Genomic DNA, 19,107 nt, shown 5'->3' on the forward strand with positions numbered 1-19,107 from the left:
GGAGGTGCAGAATTAAGATGCATGTAAAAAAAGGTGATAAAGTACAGGTAATCACTGGTAAAGACAAAGGAAAACAAGGCGTTATCCTTGTGGCTTTCCCAAAGCAAAACCGTGTTATCGTTGAGGGTGTTAACATCGTTAAGAAGCACTCTAAGCCATCTCAATTAAATCCACAAGGTGGAATTATTACTAAAGAGGCACCTATTCACGTTTCTAACGTTATGATTTTAGATCCGAAAACAGGTGAACCTACTCGCGTAGGCTTCAAGGTAGAAGATGGTAAAAAAGTTCGTATTGCAAAAAAATCTGGTGAATTATTAGATAAATAATTTTCTTAAGAAAGGAGGTCACTTCATTGAATCGCCTTAAAGAGAAGTTCCAAAAGGAAATTACTCCTGCTCTAATGAGCAAGTTTAACTATAAATCTGTAATGCAGGTACCAAAAATCGAAAAGATCGTAATCAACACTGGTGTTGGTGACGCGGTATCTAACTCAAAAGCTTTAGACAACGCAGTAGAAGAATTAACACAAATCGCAGGTCAAAAACCTGTTGTAACTCGTGCTAAAAAATCAATCGCTGGTTTCCGTCTTCGTGAAGGTATGCCAATCGGTGCGAAAGTAACTTTACGCGGCGAGCAAATGTATGAGTTCTTCGATAAATTAGTATCAGTTTCTTTACCACGTGTACGTGATTTCCGTGGTGTTTCTAAGAAATCATTCGATGGTCGTGGAAACTATACATTAGGTGTTAAAGAGCAACTTATTTTCCCTGAGATTGATTATGATAAAGTAAGCAAAGTCCGCGGTATGGACATCGTAATCGTTACTACAGCGAACACTGATGAAGAAGCTCGTGAACTTTTAACACAATTCGGTATGCCATTCCAAAAATAATGGAAGCCAACGCTAAGTAGAGGAGGCGAAAACGTGGCTAAAAAATCTATGATTGCGAAACAAAAGCGTACTCCTAAGTTTAAAGTACAAGAGTATACACGTTGCGAACGCTGCGGTCGTCCGCATTCTGTATACCGCAAATTTAAACTTTGCCGTATTTGTTTCCGTGAACTTGCATATAAAGGTCAAATTCCTGGTGTTAAAAAAGCTAGTTGGTAAAACCCACAAATGGGAAGGAGGTAAAACACATGGTGATGACAGATCCAATTGCAGACATGCTTACTCGCATCCGTAATGCGAACATGGTACGTCATGAGAAATTAGAGGTTCCTGCTTCTAAAATCAAAAAAGAGATCGCTGAACTTTTAAAACGTGAAGGTTTCATTCGTGATGTAGAATACATCGAGGATAACAAACAAGGTATCCTTCGTATTTTCCTGAAATATGGTGCAAACAACGAACGTGTAATCACTGGATTAAAACGTATCAGTAAACCTGGCTTACGCGTTTACGCTAAAGCTGACGAAGTACCACGTGTACTTAACGGATTAGGTATCGCTCTTGTTTCTACATCTAAGGGAGTAATGACAGACAAAGACGCTCGTCAATTACAAACTGGTGGAGAAGTAGTAGCATACGTTTGGTAATATATATTTAAAACGAACGGAGGTGTGACCACATGTCTCGTATTGGTAAAAAGATTCTTGAAATCCCTGCAGGTGTTACTATTACAGTTGCAGAAGACAATACTGTAACAGTAAAAGGCCCTAAAGGTGAATTAACTCGTACTTTCAATGCTGATATGCTTATCAAAATTGAAGAGAATACATTAACAGTTGAGCGTCCATCTGAACAGAAGGAACACCGTGCATTACACGGTACAACTCGTGCTTTAATCGGAAACATGGTTGAAGGTGTAACTGAAGGTTTCGCACGCGGACTTGAATTAGTCGGTGTTGGTTACCGTGCTCAAAAACAAGGTGATAAACTTGTATTAAGCGTAGGTTATTCTCATCCAGTAGAAATGACTCCGGAAGCAGGTCTTGAAGTTGAAGTACCTGCACCAACTAAGATCGTAATCAAAGGTATCGACAAGCAACGTGTTGGCGAATTCGCTGCTAACATCCGCGCTGTACGTGCTCCTGAGCCTTACAAAGGTAAAGGTATTCGTTACGAAGGCGAAGTTGTTCGTCGTAAAGAAGGTAAAACTGCTAAGTAAACCCGTTAGGTGAGAGAAAGGAGTGACAAGAATGATCACTAAAGCTGATAAAAATGCGACTCGTAAGAAAAGACATGCGCGTGTACGTGCTAAACTTACTGGTACTGCAGAACGTCCACGTTTAAACGTGTTCCGTTCTAACCAACATATTTACGCTCAAGTTATTGATGATGTAAATGGTGTAACGTTAGTAAGTGCATCTACTCTTGATAAAGACCTTGCTCTTAACGGTACTAGCAATATTGAAGCTGCTACGAAAGTTGGAGAATCAGTTGCTAAGCGTGCTGTAGAGAAAGGCGTTAAAGAAGTAGTATTTGATCGCGGTGGTTACTTATACCATGGCCGTGTTAAAGCTCTAGCTGAAGCTGCTCGTGAGGCTGGATTACAATTTTAATGGTCAAAGGAGGGAAAATTGATGCATCGCATTGACCCAAGTAAATTAGAACTTGAAGAACGTGTAGTTACGATAAATCGTGTCGCGAAAGTTGTTAAGGGTGGTCGTCGTTTCCGCTTTGCTGCACTAGTTGTAGTTGGCGATAAAAACGGTCATGTTGGATTCGGTACTGGTAAAGCACAAGAGGTACCAGACGCAATCCGCAAAGCTATCGAAGACGCTAAGAAAAACTTAATCGCTGTACCATTAGTTGGTACAACAATTCCACACACAATCAACGGTCATTTTGGAGCTGGTGAAGTATTCTTAAAGCCTGCTGCTGAGGGTACTGGTGTTATTGCTGGTGGACCTGTTCGTGCGGTCCTTGAATTAGCAGGTGTACAAGATATTCTTTCGAAATCTCTTGGTTCTAACACACCAATCAACATGATTCGCGCTACTGTGAACGGATTAAGCGAACTTAAGCGCGCTGAAGATGTTGCAAAATTACGCGGTAAATCTGTAGAAGAGCTACTAGGTTAAGGAGGGAAAACAAATGGCGAAAAAGTTAGAAATTACCCTCACTCGTAGTGTAATTGGTCGTCCACAAGATCAACGTGCGACGGTAGAAGCTTTAGGTCTTAAAAAGTTGAATTCAACTGTAGTTAAGGAAGAAACTCCTGCTATTCTTGGTATGATCAACAAAGTTTCTCACCTTGTAACTGTAAAAGAAGCTTAAGGATAACTCATTAATATAAGGAGGTGCCTGGGAATGAAACTTCATGAATTAAAACCTGCAGAAGGTTCTCGTAAAGTACGTAACCGTGTCGGTCGTGGTATCGGTTCTGGTAACGGTAAAACTGCTGGTAAAGGTCATAAAGGACAAAACGCACGTTCTGGCGGCGGTGTTCGTCTTGGCTTCGAAGGTGGTCAAACTCCATTATTCCGTCGTTTACCAAAACGCGGCTTCACAAACATTAACCGTAAAGAGTTTGCTATTGTAAACTTATCAACGTTAAATCGTTTTGAAGATGGTACAGAAGTAACACCTGAATTATTGCTGGAAACTGGCGTTATCAGCAAATTAAACGACGGTGTTAAAATTCTTGCAAGCGGCGCAGTAGAGAAAAAACTAACTGTTAAAGCGCACAAGTTCTCTTCAAGTGCTAAAGAAGCAATTGAAGCAGCTGGCGGATCAGTTGAGGTGATCTAATGTTTCGTACAATCTCCAACTTTATGCGCGTTGCTGAGATAAGACGTAAAATATTATTCACTTTAGCGATGTTAATCGTATTCAGGATTGGCACGTTTATCCCCGTGCCATTTACAAATGGAGACGTACTGAAGGCACAAGATCAATTAAATGCTTTAGGTATTCTAAATACATTTGGCGGTGGAGCCTTGAAAAACTTCTCCATCTTTGCGATGGGAATCATGCCGTATATTACAGCATCCATCATCGTGCAATTATTGCAGATGGATGTTGTTCCTAAATTTTCGGAATGGGCGAAGCAAGGTGAAATGGGCCGTCGTAAACTAACGCAATTCACGCGTTATTTTACAATTGTTCTTGCGTTTATTCAGGGGTTTGGTATGTCAATCGGTTTTAACGGTATGGTAGGTGGACAATTAATTTTGAATCCTGGTTGGAGCACTTATTTATACATTGCTACGGTACTGACTGCTGGTACTGCATTTTTAATGTGGTTAGGTGAACAGATTACAGCTAAAGGTGTAGGTAATGGTATTTCCATTCTTATCTTTGGTGGTATTGCCGCAGCGATCCCAAGTGTTATATCTCAAGTGTATCAGCAACAGTTTCAAAATATCGGAGATCAATTGTTCATGAGTATCGTTAAAGTTGCATTGATTTTACTAGCTGTGCTAGCAGTTATTGTGGGTGTTATTTTCATTCAACAGGCTGTTAGGAAGATCCCAATTCAATATGCGAAGCGTGTAACAGGAGGAAATGGTGGTTATGCTGGAGCACAAAACACACATTTACCGCTTAAGGTAAATAGTGCTGGTGTTATTCCAGTAATTTTTGCTGTTTCATTCTTAATTACTCCTCCGACTATTGCACAGTTCTTCCCGAAACATGATGTATCGCAGTGGATTATTGCAAACTTTAACTATTCTCACCCAGTGGGAATGATCATATATGTTGCGCTCATTGTAGCCTTCACATATTTCTATGCGTTTGTTCAGGTTAATCCAGAGCAAATGTCAGAGAATCTAAACAAACAAGGTGGATATGTTCCAGGTATTCGTCCGGGTAAGAATACAGAACAATATCTAACAAAAATCTTGTATCGTTTGACCTTTGTAGGATCAATTTTCCTAGCAGCGATTGCAATCTTACCAGTTATCTTTACGAAGCTGGGAAATCTTCCTCCATCTGCACAGATCGGTGGAACGAGTATGTTAATCGTTGTCGGCGTTGCTTTAGAAACAATGAAGCAACTAGAAAGCCAACTGGTAAAACGCCATTACAAAGGGTTTATCAAGCAGTGAGTAAGTGGGAAGTATTGTCTTCCCTACATGCTCATGTACTCTGAGGGGGAACAAGGATGAACTTAATTTTAATGGGGCTTCCTGGTGCTGGTAAAGGTACACAAGCCGAACAGATTGTTGCCAAGTATAACATCCCTCACATCTCAACAGGAGATATGTTCCGTGCAGCTATGAAGGCTGAAACTGAAATGGGTTTACAAGCAAAATCCTTTATTGATAAAGGGGCACTTGTTCCAGATGAAGTTACAATCGGAATCGTTCGTGAACGTTTAAGTCAAGAAGACTGCGTAAGAGGCTTCTTATTAGACGGTTTCCCACGAACTGTTGCACAAGCATCAGCTCTTGAAGAGATTATGAAAGATCTTGGCAAAAAAATCGACTATGTTTTAAACATTAATGTGGATTCAGGATTGTTATTAAAACGCCTTACAGGCCGTCGCATTTGTAAAGAGTGCGGTGCGACTTACCACTTAGAATTCAATCCGCCAGCAAAAGCTGACGTGTGCGATAAATGTGGTGGCGAGTTATATCAACGCTCTGATGACAATGAAGAAACTGTAGCAAATCGCTTAGATGTAAATATTAAGCAAACTAAACCTTTGCTTGATTTCTACGAGGAGCTTGGTTACTTACAAAGCATTAATGGTGAGCAAGATATCAATAAAGTATTTGCTGATATCGATGTTCTCATCGGAGGCTTAGCGTAATGATAATCTGCAAAACTCCTCGCGAGATAGAAATCATGCGAGAAGCGGGCAGGATCGTTGCTTTGACTCATCAAGAGTTAAAACAGCACATTACTCCAGGAATTACAACGAAAGAGCTCGATCAAATAGCGGAAAAGACGATTCAAAAATATGGTGCTACGCCATCTTTTAAAGGATACAACGGATTTCCGGGGAGCATATGTGCTTCTGTAAATGAAGAGCTTGTACACGGAATTCCAGGGAAGCGCAAGCTCAAAGAGGGCGATATCATCAGTATCGATATTGGTGCGAAATACAATGGGTACCATGGAGATTCTGCATGGACGTATCCAGTTGGAAACATTTCTGAATCTGTTCAAAAGCTACTTGATGTCACAGAAAAATCGTTGTATCTTGGTCTAGAACAAGTAAAACCAGGCGAGAGATTATCAAATATCTCACATGCGGTTCAAACCCATGCTGAAGAGAATGGATTCTCGATCGTTAGGGAGTATGTTGGTCACGGAATCGGGCAAGACTTACATGAGGACCCTCAAATCCCGCACTATGGTCCACCAAATAGAGGCCCTAGATTAAAGCCGGGAATGGTCATCTGTGTTGAGCCGATGGTGAATCAAGGAAGACGATATGTAAAAACACTATCTGATGACTGGACAGTGGTAACGGTAGATGGTAAATGGTGTGCCCATTTTGAGCACACGATTGCTCTTACAGAAGCAGGATACGAAATCCTTACCACTTTATAAGTAGCTGGCTCTCCGGGATTTCAGAGCAGTGTAAAATGTTACTGATTTGAAGAAGGGAGAACTATTGAATGGCTAAAGATGATGTAATTGAAGTCGAAGGTACCGTTCTTGAAACGTTGCCAAATGCTATGTTCAAAGTAGAATTAGAGAATGGGCATGTCGTATTGGCTCACGTTTCTGGTAAAATCCGTATGAACTTCATTCGTATTTTACCAGGAGACAAAGTTACGGTAGAATTATCTCCGTACGATTTAAATCGTGGTCGTATTACGTACCGTTTTAAATAATATAGCACTCCGTAATCTTTAAGGAGGTTCGAGACATGAAAGTAAGACCGTCAGTTAAACCAATCTGCGAAAAATGTAAAGTTATTCGTAGACGTGGAAAAGTAATGGTTATTTGTGAAAACCCTAAACATAAACAAAAACAAGGTTAATCAGAAGGAGGTGCATTCAGAATGGCACGTATCGCAGGTGTAGATATTCCTCGTGACAAACGCGTTGTTATTTCTTTAACTTACGTATTCGGCATTGGTCGCACAACTGCTGAAAAAATTCTTGCTGAAGCTGGTGTTTCTGAAGAAACACGAGTTCGTGATTTAACGGAAGACGAATTAGGACGTATCCGTGATATCATCGATCGTATTAAAGTTGAGGGAGACCTTCGTCGTGAAGTATCTCTTAACATCAAACGTCTAATGGAGATCGGTTCTTACCGTGGTCTTCGTCACCGTCGTGGTTTACCAGTTCGTGGTCAAAACTCTAAAAACAATGCTCGTACACGTAAAGGTCCACGTCGTACAGTAGCAAATAAAAAGAAATAATAAGTAAAGGAGGTTGAACTAACAATGGCACGTAAAACAAACACTCGTAAAAAACGTGTGAAAAAGAATATTGAAGCTGGTGTAGCTCATATTCGTTCTACTTTCAACAACACAATCGTAACACTTACAGATACTCACGGTAACGCACTTTCTTGGTCTAGTGCTGGTGCACTTGGTTTCCGTGGATCTCGTAAATCTACTCCATTCGCTGCGCAAATGGCTGCTGAAACTGCTGCTAAAGCTGCAATGGAACACGGTTTAAAAACTTTAGAGGTTACTGTTAAAGGTCCTGGTGCTGGTCGTGAAGCTGCAATTCGTGCTCTTCAAGCTGCAGGTCTAGAAGTAACAGCAATTAGAGATGTTACTCCAGTTCCTCATAATGGATGTCGTCCACCAAAACGTCGTCGTGTGTAATTTTTCTGTATAGAATTTTCCCTTTTGTCTATAATGGATATGATGCATTATCGAGAAATTTCGTACAGAAACATCGCTTGTTGTGCACAATCGGGAACTGCCTAAGGGGGACTTTCGGTTAGACAGAGGTTATACCTTTGTTTAACCGGGGTTTCGACGTTTTGAAGGAGGGTTTAGTTAATGATTGAAATCGAAAAGCCGAAAATCGAAACGGTTGAACTTAACGAAGATGCTAAATATGGTAAATTCGTAATTGAACCGCTTGAGCGTGGATATGGTACTACGTTGGGTAACTCCTTACGTCGTATTCTTTTATCTTCACTCCCTGGTGCCGCTGTTACTGCTATCCAAATCGATGGCGTATTACATGAATTTTCAACAGTTGAGGGCGTAGTAGAAGACGTTACAACGATCATCTTAAACTTGAAAAAGTTAGCTCTTAAAATCTACTCTGAAGAAGAGAAGACGTTGGAAATTGATGTGCAGGGCGAAGGTATTGTCACAGCTGCTGATATTACTCACGATAGTGATGTAGAAATCTTAAATCCAGATTTACACATTGCAACGTTAGCAAAAGATGCGCATTTCCGCGTGCGTTTAACTGCAAAGCGTGGCCGTGGGTATACGCCAGCTGATGCAAATAAAAGCGAAGATCAACCAATAGGAGTAATTCCTATTGATTCTATTTATACTCCAGTATCACGTGTGACTTACCAAGTGGAAAAGACACGTGTCGGACAAGTGGCTAATTATGATAAGCTTACGCTTGATGTATGGACGGATGGAAGCATCGGGCCAAAAGAAGCTATCTCTTTAGGTGCCAAAATCTTAACTGAGCATTTAAATATCTTTGTTGGTTTAACTGATGAAGCACAAAATGCTGAGATTATGGTCGAGAAGGAAGAAGATCAAAAAGAGAAAGTTCTTGAGATGACTATCGAAGAACTAGACCTTTCTGTTCGTTCTTATAATTGCCTAAAACGTGCAGGAATTAATACTGTACAAGAGCTTGCGAACAAAACAGAAGAAGATATGATGAAAGTTCGTAACTTAGGACGTAAATCCTTAGAAGAAGTTAAACATAAACTTGAGGAATTAGGTTTAGGTTTACGTAAAGACGACTGAGGATTTAAACCCATCAACAAAGGAGGGAACTACGAATGGCATACAGAAAATTAGGCCGTACAAGTGCGCAACGTAAAGCTATGTTACGTGACTTAGCTACTGATTTAATTATCAACGAGCGCATCCAAACGACAGAAACTCGTGCAAAAGAACTTCGTTCTGTAGTGGAAAAAATGATCACTTTAGGTAAACGCGGAGATCTTCATGCTCGTCGTCAAGCAGCAGCTTTCATTCGCAATGAAGTAGCTAACGCTGAGACTGGTCAAGATGCACTTCAAAAACTATTCGCTGATGTAGCTCCACGCTATGCTGAGCGCCAAGGCGGATACACTCGTATTGCAAAAATTGGTCCACGTCGCGGAGACGCAGCACCAATGGTAATTATCGAGTTAGTATAATGATAATTAAAAGGGCAGGACAGTTCTTTTCAAGAAACTGGTCATGGCCCTTTTTTTTAAATATAAAAATAGGCTTACTTGGCGAAGGAAAGGGTGCCTTGTATTGAAAAAAGAGAAACTTCGGACAGAAAATATATCATTTCAATATCCTGGTGCAGCCACTTATGCATTAAAAGATGTTTCATTCTCCTTATATGAAGGAGAATGGGTATCTGTTATTGGACAAAACGGTTCTGGGAAGTCTACACTTGCAAAATTATTGAATGGTTTGTTTTTGCCGGAAGCAGGGACAATTACAGTAAATGATACAATGGTTTTGTCAGAGGAAACGGTATGGGATGTTCGAAAACAAATTGGGATGGTATTTCAAAATCCAGATAATCAATTTGTTGGAACAACAGTGCAAGATGACGTTGTCTTTGGTTTAGAGAATATCGGAATGCCGAGAGAACAAATGGTAGAAAGATTAGATCAGGCCTTACGACTAGTCCGTATGGAAGATTTTCTTAATGATGAGCCACATTCGTTATCTGGTGGGCAAAAGCAGCGAGTAGCAATAGCAGGCGTTTTAGCACTTCAGCCGTCTATTTTGATATTAGATGAAGCAACGTCAATGCTAGACCCTCAAGGGAGACGTGAAGTGGTAGAAACGGTTAGACAACTTGTTAATGAAAAAGGTATTACCGTGTTATCAATTACGCACGATTTAGAAGAAGCGGCACAGTCAGACCGTGTCATTATTTTAAATAAGGGAGAGATATTAGAGGAAGGGACTCCAGAACAAATTTTCAAGTCCTCTCATATGCTCCAAGAAATTGGATTAGATGTACCATTTTCAGTGAAAATAGCAGAATTATTAAAAAGAAATGAAATTCTCTTGCAAAATACGCATCTTACAATGGAAAGCTTGGTGAACGAACTTTGGAGATTACATTCCAAAAAGTAGAACATCGTTATCAATATAAAACTCCATTTGAAAGACGCGCACTTTATGATGTAGACGTGTCGTTTCCAAGTGGGGGCTATTATGCCATTATCGGTCATACTGGTTCAGGTAAGTCGACGATGATTCAACATTTAAATGGTTTATTGCAGCCGACAAATGGCACAGTTCAAATTGGTGAACATTTCATTTCGGCAGGAAAGAAAGAAAAAAAGCTAAAGCCACTACGTAAAAAGGTAGGTGTTGTCTTTCAATTCCCAGAACATCAGTTGTTTGAAGAGACTGTGGAGAAAGATATTTGCTTCGGACCTACTAATTTTGGTGTATCTGTAGAAGAAGCGAAGCAAAAGGCAAGAGAGGCAATTCAACTTGTAGGGTTAGAACCAGAACTGTTAGTACGTTCACCATTTGAGTTAAGTGGTGGGCAAATGAGGCGTGTTGCGATAGCAGGCGTATTAGCGATGGAACCCGAAGTGCTCGTATTAGATGAACCTACAGCAGGACTAGATCCAAAAGGGCAAAATGAACTTATGGAGATGTTTTATAAGCTACATAAGGAGAAAGGCCTTACAGTTATCCTTGTAACGCATAATATGGAGGATGCTGCTAAATATGCGGAGCAGATTGTAGTCATGCATAAAGGAACGGTCTTTTTGCAAGGAAGTGCAGAGGAAGTATTTTCACATGCTGATGAACTAGAGAAAATTGGTGTGGATCTTCCTATGTCTTTAAAGTATAAACGTGCAATTGAAGAGAAGTTTGGCATTTCAATCCCAAAGGCTACCTTATCTTTAGAGGATCTTACTCATGAAGTTGTGCAGGTGTTACGAAAAGGTGGTCATGAATCATGCAGCAGTTGATTATTGGAAGATATATTCCAGGGAATTCTCTTATTCATCAACTTGATCCACGTACGAAGCTGCTGATTGTCTTTTTATATGTATTTGTTGTTTTCTTAGCAAATAATGCGATTTCATATGGATTTTTATTTTTATATGCACTCATTGCTTTATTTTTTGCAAAAGTGCCGATTCGTTATGTACTTTCGGGCTTAAAACCAATTCTATGGATTTTTCTTTTTACATTTTTCCTGCATATTTTAACAAATAAAGAAGGGGAAGTACTATTCCAGCTTGGTTGGTTTTCGATACATGAAAAAGGATTAGAGCAAGGAATATACATTTCTATACGATTCTTCGTTATTATTTTAATGACGACATTATTAACGTTAACGACGACACCCATTGAGATTACAGATGGTTTGGAGACGTTATTAAAGCCGTTGAAGCGTATAAAAGTTCCTGTTCATGAAATCGCATTAATGATGTCAATTTCTCTTCGTTTTATCCCGACATTAATGGATGAAACGAGTAAAATAATGAAGGCACAATCGTCACGTGGTATTGATTTTGCAGGGGGACCGATAAAAGATAGGATGAAAGCTATCATTTCACTACTCGTTCCTCTATTTATCAGTGCTTTTAAGCGTGCAGAAGACTTAGCAATTGCTATGGAAGCCCGTGGATATCAAAGTGGCGAAGGACGTACTAAATTTAGGCAACTACGCTGGAAAACAAGCGATACTGTAACGATTATAAGCTTACTTTGTTTAGCTTGTATTTTGGCATGGGTGCGATCGTAATGGAGAATAAAGAAATGGATAGAATAAAATGTACGGTTGCATATGATGGCATGCATTTTTGTGGTTATCAAATTCAACCGCAGCATCGTACTGTTCAACAAGAAATAGAGAAAGCTTTACAGAAATTGCATAAAGGGGAACTTGTTCGTGTTCAGGCATCGGGCAGAACAGATTCTACTGTTCATGCTAAAGGACAAGTGATACACTTTGATACACCGTTGTCTCTTGAAGAGTGGCAATGGAGCAATGCATTAAACACTATGTTACCAGATGATATTGTTATCACACAGGTAGAGAAAAAAACAGAAGAATTTCACGCACGTTACGGTGTCGAGAGAAAAGAATATCGTTATCGTGTATTATTATCAAAGACTGCGGATGTATTCCGTAGAAATTACGTATATCAATATTCATATCCGCTCGAAATAAATGCTATAAGAAAAGCGATCCCTTATTTTATTGGAACGCATGATTTCACTTCTTTTTGTTCGGCAAAAACTGACAAAAAAGATAAAGTGAGAACAATTTATGAAATCGAGCTAATTGAGCAGGACGACGAATTAATTTTTCGTTTTGTAGGTAATGGATTTTTATATAATATGGTCAGGATTATTGTTGGTACGTTACTGAGCGTAGGGCAAGGAAAGCTTGATCCGGATAGCATTCCAGAGATTTTAGCGAAACAAAATCGTCAGTTTGCTGGAAAGATGGCTCCTGGTCATGGGCTTTATTTATGGCAGGTAAACTATAACAACTAATCCTGGTGTAACATTTGCTTGACATTAGAAACTCAAAAGTATATCATAACATATGGTATTGTTTCTAAAACCACGATTAGCCCCGGAAGGAAATCGTGTTTAAGATAAACAATAGATTTTTTCTATGGAAAAGATAACGAGGAGGGAAACACATGCGTACGACTTTTATGGCAAAAGCTAACGAAGTTGAGCGTAAATGGTATGTGGTTGATGCTGAAGGTCAAACTTTAGGTCGCCTTGCTAGTGAAGTAGCATCCATTTTACGTGGTAAAAACAAACCTACATTTACACCACACGTTGACACGGGTGATCATGTAATTATTATTAACGCTGAGAAAATTCATTTAACAGGTAATAAATTAAACGATAAAATTTACTACCGTCACACTAACCACCCAGGTGGACTTAAACAAAGAACAGCTCTTGAAATGCGTACAAACTACCCTGTACAAATGTTAGAGCTTGCAATTAAAGGCATGCTTCCAAAAGGACGCTTAGGCCGTCAAGTTTCTAAGAAACTAAACGTGTATGCTGGAGCAGAGCATCCACACCAAGCACAAAAACCAGAAGTTTACGAACTTCGCGGATAATCAATTAAAGGAGGGCTTACTTTGGCACAGGTTCAATACTATGGCACTGGACGTCGTAAGAGTTCAGTAGCGCGCGTACGCCTAGTTCCAGGCGAAGGACGCGTTATCATTAACGGTCGTGATTTTGAAAACTATATCCCATTTGCTGCATTACGTGAAGTAGTGAAACAACCTCTAGTTGCAACAGAAACTTTAGGTAACTACGATGTACTTGTAAACGTAAATGGTGGTGGATACACTGGTCAAGCTGGTGCTATTCGTCACGGTATTTCTCGCGCTTTATTAAAAGCTGATCCAGAATACCGTCTAACACTAAAACGTGCAGGTCTATTAACTCGTGACGCACGTATGAAAGAGCGTAAAAAATACGGTCTTAAAGGCGCACGTCGTGCACCTCAGTTCTCAAAACGTTAATTTTTGCGAACTACAAACCCCAACCATTTTGGTTGGGGTTTTTTATGTTTCATTCCTCTTTTGAAATTTTTGTAGTTTGGAATATTTTAGTGCTATCCTCTCGCGTATGCTTCTTCTTTAGAAGTTTAGACTAATACGTATTAGGGAGGTTTATAAGTACTATGAATGTCATTGTCAGCTTACAAGAAAAACAAAAAGAAAAGCAGTTGAAATATGAGCGGAAGATGCTGCGGGAATTATCATTAAAAACATTACGTTCAAATATTAGAGATGCCTTTCAGATGCAGGAACTTCATCGTCAGTATGAAGATTACTGCATTGAATTAGGGATAGAATCGTATTTATTAGGAGCGAGATATAGTAAATTTGGTTATTATGGCGAATCGTTCTTTGATGTGAAATATAGGGCCTTAGAAGAAGAGCAACAATTAACGGAAACACTATTTCAATTTTTAACGAGTATGACTATGCGGGAGATTAAGTTACAAGATGAGGAATTACTTTTTGAATCTTGCCAGCAGTTTATCGGCTTATGGTGGCAGGAAGGATATGAAAAAGGTGAAAGAAGATATCGATTAAAGCTTCATTAAGACAAGCATAAACTTTCCTCTTGTCCCATATAAGTAATTAGAGGGACTAGCTGGAGGAGGAAAGGTATGAAGAGAATTCGAATTATCTCTTTTGCACTCGCTGCGGTTATTTTGTTTTTTTTAGTCAAACAAGAATTTCAAATTACAAAATCGTGGCGAGCTTGGAATTTACCCTTATCAGGGAAAGTAATCGTATTAGATGCTGGGCATGGTGGACCAGACGGAGGGGCTGTTGGTGGCAAGGATATTGTAGAAAAAGATATTACGCTTGAGATTACAAAGAAGGTGCAAGATTATTTACAAGAGCAAGGTGCACTAGTTATTTTAACGCGTGAGGGAGATTATGATTTAGCCCAGAAAGATACAAAGTCATATAGTAGACGTAAAGCAGAAGATTTGAAAAAACGTGTAGAGATTATTAATAAACCCGATGTAGATTTTTTTGCAAGTATCCATTTAAATGCTTTAACTAGTAGTGGATCAAAGGGCGCACAAACGTTCTATTACCGTTCTTCAATTGAAAATGAACGTGCTGCGAAATTTATACAAGCTGAGTTGAGAACGAGTTTAGAGAATACAAATCGTTCTGCTAAAACAATTTCTCATGTGTATTTATTAAAGTATGCGAAAAACCCAGGTGCTTTAATTGAAGCTGGCTTTTTATCGAATGTAAATGAAAGGTATATGTTAAATTCGGAGAAATATCAGCAAAAGGTAGCAGCTGCTGTATATCGTGGTATATTACGTTATTTCACGGAAAAAGGAAATCCTCCAGAATAAGGAGGATTTTTTTGCGTTTCTCTCGTTAACGAAGTTTTCCGAAAATATGTTATACTGGAAATGTAAACGCATTTATTTCAAAAGTAAAGAGAGATATATTTAATTAACATTATGTTATTTTTCATACAGGGGGCTGGGCTAATTATGGTAACGAAAGAGCAAGTAGTGGAAGCGTTAGAAGGGATTGTAGATCCGTTTTTACATAAAACGTTAAAAGAAACAGGGGCAATTAAAGAGGTAACAGTCAAGCCTGAGAAGGAACATGTAAGTGTTAAAATTGCAATCGTAAAAACTGGTACCGCGGAACAAATGCAATTGCAATCTGGAATTGTAAAGTTAGTAAAAGAACTAGGAGCAGCAACAGTAGGGCTTCGCTTTGCAGAATTTACAGAAGAGGAATTAGCTCAGTTTGCACCAGAACAAGAAGAAGAGCAAACTGAATCTTTATTGTCACCAAATTCGAAAACGATATTTTTAGCAGTGGCGAGTGGAAAAGGTGGAGTAGGGAAATCAACAGTTTCTGTTAACCTTGCTATTGCTTTAGCTCGTCTAGGGAAAAAAGTTGGTATCATTGATGCCGATATTTATGGTTTTAGCGTACCTGATATGATGGGGATAGAAAAACGCCCTGTAGTAAGAGGAGATAAAATCATTCCAGTGGAGCGTCTAGGTGTAAAGGTAATATCAATGGGGTTCTTTGTAGAAGATAATGCACCGGTTATTTGGAGAGGACCTATGCTTGGGAAAATGTTAAATCATTTCTTTACAGAAGTAGAATGGGGCGATTTAGATTATTTAGTTTTAGATTTACCACCAGGTACAGGTGATGTTGCGCTAGACTTACATTCGATGCTACCAGCTTGTAAAGAGATTATTGTTACAACACCGCATCCAACAGCGGCATTTGTAGCAGCACGTGCTGGAGCAATGGCTTTGCGTACAGAACATAGTATTCTTGGTGTTGTTGAAAATATGGCTTATTTTGAAAGTAAAACAACTGGCGAAAAAGAATATGTGTTTGGAAGAGGTGGAGGAGATAAATTAGCTACAGAACTTCAAACAGAAGTACTTGGCCGAATCCCGCTTCAACAACCTGATTGGAATAAAGAAGATTTTGCGCCGTCAGTATATGAAGATACGCATACGACAGGTCTTATTTACCGCACAATAGCTGAAACGGTAATTGATAAAACAACTGTTGCGCAAAAATAAAATAATAATGAGTGGATGATACATATATTGTCCACTCATTATTATCGTTATTATTTTTACTGCTGTTCCTTTTTACCTTCTTGGGAACCACCTTCACCGCCGGCTTCCTTTTTATCAGAACCACTTTTTTCGGCTTTTTGGACACCTTTACTAATAATATCAATCATCTTAGCTTGGAAGAGTGGGCTTTCAGCAGTTTCTGTTAGTACTTGTTGTAAATATTGACGGTATTCTTTGCTCTTCATCGTTTGTAACATCATTTTTTCTACTTCAGGGTTTTTCATAATTTCCATGACGCCTGCTTGGTATTCAGGGTCTTTTAGTAATGTTTTCATTAAAGCTGTTTGTTCTTTTCCCATACTTTTAGCGAATTTCGATGAGAACTCAGGGTCTTTAAAGAGCTTTTCCCAGAATTGTTGCCCTTTATCGGATACCATTGCATCTTCAATCGTTTTCTTTACTACTGTTTCATCTAGTATGAGTGCTTGTTTCATTTTTTCATCAGTTAACACATCTTGAATGGCTTTCTTACCTTGATCGGTTTTTAAAATATCAACAATCATTTTCTTCGTTTGATCATAATCAAGTTCGGACTTTGCTTCTTTTTCTTGTGCACATGCTACAAGTACAAGAAATAGAAAAGAAGAAGTCAAAACGAGCAGCATCCGTTTCATAAGTTGGAACTCCTTTCAGCACAGTTCTCTCTTTTTAATATAAATATCTTTAAGGAATTTATACATGAACATGGCTAGCTTTTTGAAATTGTCATTGATACAATTTAATTAGAAATATAAGGATAATGGGGGATGTGTTGTGAATAGCCGCAAGTGGGTACGACTATTTTTTACGACGTTGTTTCTTGGTGGGGTTAGTACAGTCATTATTGGATTTGTTTTAGAGTGGGACAAGTACGCTAAATTTTTTCAAAATTTCGACGGAAAGGAAATTTTGGCAGTTTCCTTCTGGTTGATGGGTGTAGGATTTATTTTTAGTGTGATAAGTCAAATGGGGTTCTTTGCTTATTTAACAATCCACCGTTTTGGACTAGGAATGTTCCGATCATCTTCTTTATGGAATATAGTCCAGCTCTTCTTTATTGCATTCGTTTTATTTGATTTTGTGTATTTAAGATCGGTATTGATTGCAAATGGGGAAATTTCATTAGGGAATAACATACTTGTTGCTGGTGTGTTATTTATGTTTGGTGCCATCGTTGCTTATATAAAAAGTAAGGAAACGAATAAAAAGGCATTTGTGCCAGCTTTGTTCTTTATGGTGGTTGTAACAATTCTTGAGTGGGTACCAGCACTTCGAATTAATGATACAGATTGGTTATATTTAATGGTGATACCACTTTTATTATGTAATGCATATCAGTTACTTATATTACATCGTTTAATTGGAAAGACGAGTAAGTCGGCCTAATTAAGAGAGTTTTTAAGCAGGGTAGTTGTACGAATGAAAATATCGGGATAAAAAAAGCTCTATTACCTGAACGAAAGGTAGTAGAGCTTTTTATGTGTAAAAAATTATTGGACATCTTTACTTTTCGTACTTGTGTTGGAAATAAGTTGTGATACGGATATTTGCTCATAGCCGTCACTCTTTAATTTCTGTAGAAGCAGTGGTAAAGCTTTATTTGTTTGAAGAGCAGAATCGGATGCATGTAATAAGACGATATCTCCACCTTTTAAATTATTAGAGACGGTGGAAACGATATTGTTTACACCAGGGTTTTTCCAATCGTTTGAGTTATTACTCCAATGAACGACAGTGTATCCGAGTGATTCTGCTATTTTAAGTGTTGCCTTGTTAAAGTCTCCACTAGGTGGACGCAATAGTTTAATTTGTTTCACACCGAGTTTTGTAAAAACATCTTGTGCTCGCAGAAGATCTCTTCTTATTTCATTTGCCTCTAGAGAAGTGTAGGACGTGTAATTATAACCCATACTACCGATTTCATGTCCATCTTTTATGATGCGTTCAACAACATCAGGGTGTCTTTCTGCCCATGCAGCAGAAAGGAAGAAGGTTGCATTCTTAATATCTCTTTCTTTAAGTGTATCAAGGATTGGAATTGCTTTTTTGTCTCCCCAACTAATATCAAACGTGAATGCAACTTGTTTTTTAGAGGTGTCGCCTTTGTAAATAACTTTAGGTCCTGTAGCGGTTGAAAAAGCAGACTCGTGTGAATATGTTTTCAAAAAGAGTAGCCATGCTGTAAATAAGGAAAGTATCACTATTAAGCTAATGTGTTTAAAGTTTCTTTTACTCGTAATAAAAAAGAAAAACATAATATTACGCCCCTTTGTCCAATCCTTTTCAGTTACATATATGCTGTAAATATAAAAAAGAGAACAAGGGATTAATATCGTAAGTAGTGGATATAATGGATGGTAGGATTTTGTTAAATGAAAATGGGCTTAATTTTTATTGCTCTGGAAGAAATGATTGAGGTGATGATTTGCTTGGGTTTATGTTAACGAAAGAAGAGAAAAAAGAAATGGAATACATATTGAAGAGAGAGTTAGAAGAACTTTTATTTGATTTTGAAGATGAACGTATTCATGACGTTGTAAAAAAGGCAATGGAAGAAAGATATAAAATCATTTTTTGTTTGTTTCGAAGAGTCGCTAATGCAGAAGAATGTATTCGTTATGTAAGAAAAAGAACTTTTTATTAAAAAGTGTTGACGTCGATAGATATTATATGATAAATTAATAACCGTCGCTGATGCGGAAACGCAAAAAACGACAAAAAAGAAATTGAAAAACTTAGTTGACATTAAAAAACGAAGATGTTAACATAAGGAAGTCGCAAATGAGCGACCAAGTAGTTCTTTGAAAACTGAATGAAACAAACAACGTGAAACGTCAATTTTTATTTTAGATGCTAGACAAACTAACTTTATTGGAGAGTTTGATCCTGGCTCAGGATGAACGCTGGCGGCGTGCCTAATACATG

Annotated in this window: 31 protein-coding genes; 29 read left to right on the forward strand and 2 right to left on the reverse strand. The window is 38.6% G+C overall.

What is annotated here, in order from left to right:
- Positions 1-17: 17 nt before the first annotated feature.
- The 27 genes from rplX (at position 18) to MR070_RS24215 (ending at position 16,143) form a co-directional block, all read left to right on the forward strand.
- Complete coding sequence (rplX, locus tag MR070_RS24085) at positions 18-329, forward strand: 50S ribosomal protein L24 (protein ID WP_000558200.1); 312 nt, start codon at positions 18-20, stop codon at positions 327-329.
- A 26-nt stretch (positions 330-355) separates the two neighbouring features.
- Positions 356-895, forward strand: coding sequence for a 50S ribosomal protein L5 (gene rplE, locus MR070_RS24090; protein ID WP_001080827.1), 540 nt, complete (start codon positions 356-358; stop codon positions 893-895).
- A 33-nt stretch (positions 896-928) separates the two neighbouring features.
- Complete coding sequence (gene rpsN / locus MR070_RS24095; protein ID WP_001085700.1) at positions 929-1,114, forward strand: 30S ribosomal protein S14; 186 nt, start codon at positions 929-931, stop codon at positions 1,112-1,114.
- A gap of 29 nt (positions 1,115-1,143) precedes the next feature.
- Positions 1,144-1,542: a 30S ribosomal protein S8 gene (gene rpsH / locus MR070_RS24100; protein ID WP_000245511.1), complete on the forward strand. Its 399-nt coding sequence runs from the start codon at positions 1,144-1,146 to the stop codon at positions 1,540-1,542.
- A 32-nt stretch (positions 1,543-1,574) separates the two neighbouring features.
- On the forward strand, positions 1,575-2,114 hold the full coding sequence (gene rplF / locus MR070_RS24105) for a 50S ribosomal protein L6 (RefSeq protein ID WP_000086558.1): 540 nt from the start codon (positions 1,575-1,577) through the stop codon (positions 2,112-2,114).
- Between the two features lie 31 nt (positions 2,115-2,145).
- Entirely contained in the window at positions 2,146-2,508 is a 363-nt protein-coding gene (rplR, locus tag MR070_RS24110) for a 50S ribosomal protein L18 (protein ID WP_000628816.1), read from the forward strand.
- Between the two features lie 21 nt (positions 2,509-2,529).
- The gene (gene rpsE, locus MR070_RS24115; protein ID WP_000554646.1) at positions 2,530-3,030 is read left to right on the forward strand and encodes a 30S ribosomal protein S5; all 501 of its coding nucleotides are present in this window, start codon (positions 2,530-2,532) and stop codon (positions 3,028-3,030) included.
- 13 nt (positions 3,031-3,043) lie between these two features.
- On the forward strand, positions 3,044-3,226 hold the full coding sequence (gene rpmD / locus MR070_RS24120; RefSeq protein ID WP_001085234.1) for a 50S ribosomal protein L30: 183 nt from the start codon (positions 3,044-3,046) through the stop codon (positions 3,224-3,226).
- A 33-nt stretch (positions 3,227-3,259) separates the two neighbouring features.
- Positions 3,260-3,700 (forward strand): 50S ribosomal protein L15, encoded by a 441-nt coding sequence (gene rplO, locus MR070_RS24125; protein WP_000766080.1) that lies wholly within the window; start codon positions 3,260-3,262, stop codon positions 3,698-3,700.
- Positions 3,700-5,001 carry a preprotein translocase subunit SecY gene (gene secY, locus MR070_RS24130; RefSeq protein WP_000490114.1) on the forward strand — a complete coding sequence of 434 codons (1,302 nt, stop codon included), beginning with the start codon at positions 3,700-3,702 and terminating at the stop codon, positions 4,999-5,001. The genes rplO and secY overlap by 1 nt, the downstream gene beginning before the upstream one ends.
- A 56-nt stretch (positions 5,002-5,057) precedes the next feature.
- A complete protein-coding gene (locus MR070_RS24135; RefSeq protein ID WP_001048996.1) occupies positions 5,058-5,708 on the forward strand; it encodes an adenylate kinase in 651 nt (216 codons plus the stop codon).
- Positions 5,708-6,454: a type I methionyl aminopeptidase gene (gene map / locus MR070_RS24140; RefSeq protein WP_000582539.1), complete on the forward strand. Its 747-nt coding sequence runs from the start codon at positions 5,708-5,710 to the stop codon at positions 6,452-6,454. The genes MR070_RS24135 and map overlap by 1 nt, the downstream gene beginning before the upstream one ends.
- Before the next feature lie 68 nt (positions 6,455-6,522).
- A complete protein-coding gene (gene infA, locus MR070_RS24145; protein ID WP_001029884.1) occupies positions 6,523-6,741 on the forward strand; it encodes a translation initiation factor IF-1 in 219 nt (72 codons plus the stop codon).
- A 35-nt stretch (positions 6,742-6,776) separates the two neighbouring features.
- Positions 6,777-6,890 (forward strand): 50S ribosomal protein L36, encoded by a 114-nt coding sequence (rpmJ, locus tag MR070_RS24150; RefSeq protein ID WP_000868344.1) that lies wholly within the window; start codon positions 6,777-6,779, stop codon positions 6,888-6,890.
- Positions 6,891-6,911: 21 nt separating this feature from the next.
- Positions 6,912-7,277 (forward strand): 30S ribosomal protein S13, encoded by a 366-nt coding sequence (gene rpsM / locus MR070_RS24155; protein ID WP_000090789.1) that lies wholly within the window; start codon positions 6,912-6,914, stop codon positions 7,275-7,277.
- 24 nt (positions 7,278-7,301) lie between these two features.
- Positions 7,302-7,691, forward strand: coding sequence for a 30S ribosomal protein S11 (gene rpsK / locus MR070_RS24160; protein ID WP_000101799.1), 390 nt, complete (start codon positions 7,302-7,304; stop codon positions 7,689-7,691).
- 180 nt (positions 7,692-7,871) lie between these two features.
- On the forward strand, positions 7,872-8,816 hold the full coding sequence (locus MR070_RS24165) for a DNA-directed RNA polymerase subunit alpha (RefSeq protein WP_000569643.1): 945 nt from the start codon (positions 7,872-7,874) through the stop codon (positions 8,814-8,816).
- A 35-nt stretch (positions 8,817-8,851) separates the two neighbouring features.
- Positions 8,852-9,214 (forward strand): 50S ribosomal protein L17, encoded by a 363-nt coding sequence (gene rplQ, locus MR070_RS24170; RefSeq protein ID WP_000331490.1) that lies wholly within the window; start codon positions 8,852-8,854, stop codon positions 9,212-9,214.
- Between the two features lie 103 nt (positions 9,215-9,317).
- Complete coding sequence (locus tag MR070_RS24175) at positions 9,318-10,160, forward strand: energy-coupling factor ABC transporter ATP-binding protein (RefSeq protein WP_000711783.1); 843 nt, start codon at positions 9,318-9,320, stop codon at positions 10,158-10,160.
- Entirely contained in the window at positions 10,136-11,017 is an 882-nt protein-coding gene (locus MR070_RS24180; protein WP_000406520.1) for an energy-coupling factor ABC transporter ATP-binding protein, read from the forward strand. Before MR070_RS24175 ends, MR070_RS24180 begins: the two co-directional genes overlap by 25 nt.
- Entirely contained in the window at positions 11,005-11,799 is a 795-nt protein-coding gene (locus MR070_RS24185; RefSeq protein ID WP_001186536.1) for an energy-coupling factor transporter transmembrane component T family protein, read from the forward strand. Before MR070_RS24180 ends, MR070_RS24185 begins: the two co-directional genes overlap by 13 nt.
- Before the next feature lie 14 nt (positions 11,800-11,813).
- A complete protein-coding gene (gene truA / locus MR070_RS24190) occupies positions 11,814-12,557 on the forward strand; it encodes a tRNA pseudouridine(38-40) synthase TruA (protein ID WP_313933836.1) in 744 nt (247 codons plus the stop codon).
- 152 nt (positions 12,558-12,709) lie between these two features.
- Entirely contained in the window at positions 12,710-13,147 is a 438-nt protein-coding gene (gene rplM, locus MR070_RS24195) for a 50S ribosomal protein L13 (protein ID WP_001260793.1), read from the forward strand.
- Between the two features lie 21 nt (positions 13,148-13,168).
- The gene (rpsI, locus tag MR070_RS24200) at positions 13,169-13,561 is read left to right on the forward strand and encodes a 30S ribosomal protein S9 (RefSeq protein WP_000079986.1); all 393 of its coding nucleotides are present in this window, start codon (positions 13,169-13,171) and stop codon (positions 13,559-13,561) included.
- A gap of 161 nt (positions 13,562-13,722) precedes the next feature.
- Positions 13,723-14,151, forward strand: a complete 429-nt coding sequence (locus MR070_RS24205; RefSeq protein WP_001101006.1) for a YbaK family protein — start codon at positions 13,723-13,725, stop codon at positions 14,149-14,151.
- A 66-nt stretch (positions 14,152-14,217) separates the two neighbouring features.
- Complete coding sequence (gene cwlD, locus MR070_RS24210; protein ID WP_000822435.1) at positions 14,218-14,931, forward strand: N-acetylmuramoyl-L-alanine amidase CwlD; 714 nt, start codon at positions 14,218-14,220, stop codon at positions 14,929-14,931.
- A 144-nt stretch (positions 14,932-15,075) separates the two neighbouring features.
- A complete protein-coding gene (locus MR070_RS24215; RefSeq protein ID WP_138322574.1) occupies positions 15,076-16,143 on the forward strand; it encodes an Mrp/NBP35 family ATP-binding protein in 1,068 nt (355 codons plus the stop codon).
- Positions 16,144-16,199: 56 nt separating this feature from the next.
- Here MR070_RS24215 and gerD read toward each other — a convergent pair whose 3' ends face one another.
- The gene (gene gerD, locus MR070_RS24220) at positions 16,200-16,817 is read right to left on the reverse strand and encodes a spore germination protein GerD (protein WP_000827521.1); all 618 of its coding nucleotides are present in this window, start codon (positions 16,815-16,817) and stop codon (positions 16,200-16,202) included.
- A 139-nt stretch (positions 16,818-16,956) separates the two neighbouring features.
- Here gerD and kbaA point away from each other — a divergent pair, with 139 nt between their 5' ends.
- Complete coding sequence (gene kbaA / locus MR070_RS24225; RefSeq protein WP_070805071.1) at positions 16,957-17,568, forward strand: KinB signaling pathway activation protein KbaA; 612 nt, start codon at positions 16,957-16,959, stop codon at positions 17,566-17,568.
- Between the two features lie 104 nt (positions 17,569-17,672).
- On the opposite strand, the gene pdaB is transcribed toward kbaA, so the two are convergent.
- Positions 17,673-18,437, reverse strand: a complete 765-nt coding sequence (pdaB, locus tag MR070_RS24230) for a polysaccharide deacetylase family sporulation protein PdaB (RefSeq protein WP_000464707.1) — start codon at positions 18,435-18,437, stop codon at positions 17,673-17,675.
- Positions 18,438-18,607: 170 nt separating this feature from the next.
- Between pdaB and MR070_RS24235 the strand changes: the two genes are divergently transcribed.
- A complete protein-coding gene (locus MR070_RS24235) occupies positions 18,608-18,826 on the forward strand; it encodes a hypothetical protein (protein ID WP_000900296.1) in 219 nt (72 codons plus the stop codon).
- The last annotated feature ends 281 nt before the right edge of the window (positions 18,827-19,107 follow it).

The sequence above is a fragment of the Bacillus cereus group sp. BfR-BA-01453 genome (assembly GCF_022662915.1).
GTDB lineage: Bacteria > Bacillota > Bacilli > Bacillales > Bacillaceae_G > Bacillus_A > Bacillus_A paranthracis.

Bases quoted from the DNA above. Each gene is read 5' to 3' on its own strand.
- rplX (WP_000558200.1), top strand. From the start codon at position 18: ATGCATGTAAAAAAAGGTGATAAAGTACAGGTAATCACTGGTAAAGAC.
- rpsH (WP_000245511.1), top strand. From the start codon at position 1,144: ATGGTGATGACAGATCCAATTGCAGACATGCTTACTCGCATCCGTAAT.
- rplF (WP_000086558.1), top strand. From the start codon at position 1,575: ATGTCTCGTATTGGTAAAAAGATTCTTGAAATCCCTGCAGGTGTTACT.
- rplR (WP_000628816.1), top strand. From the start codon at position 2,146: ATGATCACTAAAGCTGATAAAAATGCGACTCGTAAGAAAAGACATGCG.
- rpsE (WP_000554646.1), top strand. From the start codon at position 2,530: ATGCATCGCATTGACCCAAGTAAATTAGAACTTGAAGAACGTGTAGTT.
- rpmD (WP_001085234.1), top strand. From the start codon at position 3,044: ATGGCGAAAAAGTTAGAAATTACCCTCACTCGTAGTGTAATTGGTCGT.
- rplO (WP_000766080.1), top strand. From the start codon at position 3,260: ATGAAACTTCATGAATTAAAACCTGCAGAAGGTTCTCGTAAAGTACGT.
- secY (WP_000490114.1), top strand. From the start codon at position 3,700: ATGTTTCGTACAATCTCCAACTTTATGCGCGTTGCTGAGATAAGACGT.
- MR070_RS24135 (WP_001048996.1), top strand. From the start codon at position 5,058: ATGAACTTAATTTTAATGGGGCTTCCTGGTGCTGGTAAAGGTACACAA.
- map (WP_000582539.1), top strand. From the start codon at position 5,708: ATGATAATCTGCAAAACTCCTCGCGAGATAGAAATCATGCGAGAAGCG.
- infA (WP_001029884.1), top strand. From the start codon at position 6,523: ATGGCTAAAGATGATGTAATTGAAGTCGAAGGTACCGTTCTTGAAACG.
- rpmJ (WP_000868344.1), top strand. From the start codon at position 6,777: ATGAAAGTAAGACCGTCAGTTAAACCAATCTGCGAAAAATGTAAAGTT.
- rpsM (WP_000090789.1), top strand. From the start codon at position 6,912: ATGGCACGTATCGCAGGTGTAGATATTCCTCGTGACAAACGCGTTGTT.
- rpsK (WP_000101799.1), top strand. From the start codon at position 7,302: ATGGCACGTAAAACAAACACTCGTAAAAAACGTGTGAAAAAGAATATT.
- MR070_RS24165 (WP_000569643.1), top strand. From the start codon at position 7,872: ATGATTGAAATCGAAAAGCCGAAAATCGAAACGGTTGAACTTAACGAA.
- rplQ (WP_000331490.1), top strand. From the start codon at position 8,852: ATGGCATACAGAAAATTAGGCCGTACAAGTGCGCAACGTAAAGCTATG.
- MR070_RS24185 (WP_001186536.1), top strand. From the start codon at position 11,005: ATGCAGCAGTTGATTATTGGAAGATATATTCCAGGGAATTCTCTTATT.
- truA (WP_313933836.1), top strand. From the start codon at position 11,814: ATGGATAGAATAAAATGTACGGTTGCATATGATGGCATGCATTTTTGT.
- rplM (WP_001260793.1), top strand. From the start codon at position 12,710: ATGCGTACGACTTTTATGGCAAAAGCTAACGAAGTTGAGCGTAAATGG.
- MR070_RS24205 (WP_001101006.1), top strand. From the start codon at position 13,723: ATGAATGTCATTGTCAGCTTACAAGAAAAACAAAAAGAAAAGCAGTTG.
- cwlD (WP_000822435.1), top strand. From the start codon at position 14,218: ATGAAGAGAATTCGAATTATCTCTTTTGCACTCGCTGCGGTTATTTTG.
- MR070_RS24215 (WP_138322574.1), top strand. From the start codon at position 15,076: ATGGTAACGAAAGAGCAAGTAGTGGAAGCGTTAGAAGGGATTGTAGAT.
- gerD (WP_000827521.1), bottom strand. From the start codon at position 16,817: ATGAAACGGATGCTGCTCGTTTTGACTTCTTCTTTTCTATTTCTTGTA.
- pdaB (WP_000464707.1), bottom strand. From the start codon at position 18,437: ATGTTTTTCTTTTTTATTACGAGTAAAAGAAACTTTAAACACATTAGC.